Raw genomic sequence first — 2,323 nt, 5'->3', positions numbered from 1 at the left:
GACCGCCATCTCCTCGGTGGCGGCGGCGACGCTCTGCACGCTCCCGGCGGTCTCCTGCGCGGCCCCCGCCACATGCGTGGCCCGGACACTCGTGCGGGAGGCCCGCCGTGCCATGGCCTCGGCGGTCGCCTGCATCTGCGCAGCGGCCGCGGAGACGCCCGTCATGAGGGCTCCGGCATCGGCCTCGAACGCCCGGGTGAGCACGTCGAGCCTCTGCACGTGCTGGGCCTTGGCCGCCGCTTCCTGCGCCGCCGTCCGATCCATCTCGGCCTTGACGATCAGCGCTTGGCGGAAGACCTCCACGGTTCGGGCCATCTGCCCGATCTCATCCGTCCGATCGAGCCCGGGAATCGAGCCCGTCACGTCGCCCTGGGCGAGGGCCTGCATCCGGCGGCCGAGCCGGTCGAGCGGACGCGTGATGCCGCGCCCGATCAGGACCGAGCCGAGCACGCCGAGGGCGCCAACCCCGAGAAGCAGGCCGCTTGCCGCCAGAGCGAGCGACAGGAAAGCGTCCTTGATGTCGTCGGTATAGGTCCCGGCCGCGATCATGATGTTCCAGGGCGTGAACCTGACGGCGCGTGTGGTCTTCAGGTACAGACCCTCGCGGCCGGGTCGCGGATACTGATACGTCGTCAGGGCCGTGTCGGAGGTCTTCAGCAGATCGATCAGCGTCCCGGCCACGCGCACCCCGTTGACCCGGGCGTCCAGCTGGTTGCTGCCGACAAGCCTGCGGTCGGGAACCGCCAGAGCCGTACCGTCCATCGCGTAGATGGCGACGTAGTTCGTGCCGTTGTCGAAGCGCATGGCCATGGCCGTCTCGGCAAGTTCCGCCAGGGCGGCTTCGCGGGTCAGGGCGCCGCTTCTGACCCGGGACTCAAGGTTTTGTGCGTAGGTGGTGAACAGCTCCGTGATCGCGCGCAGGGATTGAAGCCGCTCGGACAGCATTTCCTCGTAATACAATCGCAATCCGCCAGCGCCAATGGCTGAAACGATCAATACGGTGAGTACAATTTGCGCTATCATACGACGAAACAGACTTACGCTGAAAAATCGAATGCGCATAATAAATTCCCGCAGATCGCCAAATCCAGCGATACCGCGGCATGATCTGATAAATTCGATTGCTCATGTCAACAGAAGCGCGCAGATCAAGATCATGGCCTACAAGTTGAACGACCGAGATCTGCAGATGAGGCGACGATGCCGTTGCTTTTGACATGGCGCATGCCGGCCGCACGGATGGGCTGCCGCCAGCGACGACAGAACCTGAGATCGCCCCGGCGAACCGCACCTGCACCCCAGCAATGGACGGGTCGAATGCCCCCGGCACCCGGGACGGGCGCGGCCGCAATGCGGGCGCGGCGGAGATGATCGGGTCGGAGGATCGGATGGCGCTGCGGCCCGGCGGAACGGCATGCGGGGGCCGCTCGCCGTCGTCGGCGCGATCGGGGCGCCGCTACCGGGTCCGCGCGGTGACCTCGATCTCGACGCGCATCTCGGGGCGTAGAAGACCCGCCACGACCAGGATCGTGGCGGCCGGCCGGACATCGGCCAGCACCCGGCCGCAGACCGCCAGCACGGCCTCGGCGTCGTCCCGGTCGATGACGTAATAGGTGGCGCGCACGATGCCGGCGAGATCTGTTCCGGCCTCCGCGAGCACCGAGCGGATCGTGCGCCAGCAGGCCTCGGCCTGCGCGGCGGCCCCCTCGGGCATGGTCATCGTGGCGTAGTCGTAGCCGGTCGTCCCGGACAGGTAGACGGTGTCCCCGTCGACCACCGCCCGGGAGTAGCCGTAGTCCCGCTCGAACGGGGAGCCCGACGTGATCAGCCGCCGTCTCACCCGCCGCGCAACGCCTCCAGCACCTTGCCGCCGGGACGGCCCGTGGGCGTCATCCCGAGCCGGCGCTCCACGTCCTTGATGGCATCGCGCGTCTTCTGGCCGACCTTGCCATCCGGCTCGCCGACATCGTAGCCGCGGGCGGCCAGCCGGGTCTGGAGATCGCGCCGCTCGGCCCGGGACAGGGGCGGGTCGTCGGTCGGCCAAGCGGCCTGGACGCCGGGCTTGCCGCGCAGCCGGTCGGAGAGGACCGCGATGGCGAGACCGTACGACTCGGCGGCGTTGTAGGAGTAGATCGCGTCGAAGTTCTTGGTCACCAGGAAGGCCGGGCCGTCGATGCCGGCGGGTGCGATGATCCCGGCCGGGCCCTCGCCCGAGAGCGGGCGCCCGTCCACGCGGGTCACGCCGAGCGAAGCCCAGTGGGCGACGGGTTTCTTGTTCTTGCGTCCGGCGGCTCCGACGTTGAAGCCCCGGGGCAGCTTCCCC

Annotated in this window: 3 protein-coding genes; all 3 read right to left on the bottom strand. The window is 68.7% G+C overall.

The genetic code is table 11. From position 1 onward, the window contains the following. Positions 1-960: cache domain-containing protein (locus I53_RS19600; protein WP_043353791.1), on the bottom strand; the 960-nt coding region annotated here is incomplete at its 3' end. Positions 961-1,456: 496 nt separating this feature from the next. Further along, the gene (locus tag I53_RS19595; protein ID WP_043353789.1) at positions 1,457-1,840 is read right to left on the bottom strand and encodes a RidA family protein; all 384 of its coding nucleotides are present in this window, start codon (positions 1,838-1,840) and stop codon (positions 1,457-1,459) included. Beyond that, the coding region (locus tag I53_RS19590; RefSeq protein WP_043353787.1) for a peptidoglycan-binding protein at positions 1,837-2,323 on the bottom strand (487 nt) is incomplete at its 5' end. The genes I53_RS19595 and I53_RS19590, both read right to left, overlap by 4 nt.

The organism is Methylobacterium sp. B1 (genome assembly GCF_000333255.1).
In the GTDB taxonomy this organism is placed as follows: Bacteria; Pseudomonadota; Alphaproteobacteria; order Rhizobiales; family Beijerinckiaceae; genus Methylobacterium; species Methylobacterium fujisawaense.
Note: the sequence above shows the minus strand (reverse complement) of the source record. Positions and strands in the feature narration are given on the sequence as shown.